General features: G+C 57.0%; 1 protein-coding gene. It reads left to right on the plus strand.

Annotated elements, in window-relative coordinates; translation table 11 throughout:
• The coding region (locus AAEY88_RS15745) for a hypothetical protein (RefSeq protein ID WP_350563905.1) at window positions 1-230 on the plus strand (230 nt) is incomplete at both ends.

Below are 230 nucleotides of genomic sequence, written 5' to 3' on the forward strand. Positions count from 1 at the left end.
GAGCGGAACCCTAAGTGGCCGTTACCGCAGTAATGGATATGTACACAATCCAACTGTGTTGACTGCTAGGCCGCCTTCGCGAGCAAGCCCGCTCCCACAGTTGGATCGTGGGGTGTCAGCTGTCGGTTCGTCACGGGCGGGAGCAAGCTCCCTCGCCACAGCTTCAGCGTCTGCCCTAAGCTATGTAGATACAGCTCCCACATTGGTTTGTGCCGGGGTTGAAATACGAT

It is taken from the genome of Psychrobacter sp. CAL346-MNA-CIBAN-0220, assembly GCF_040309805.1.
GTDB lineage: Bacteria > Pseudomonadota > Gammaproteobacteria > Pseudomonadales > Moraxellaceae > Psychrobacter.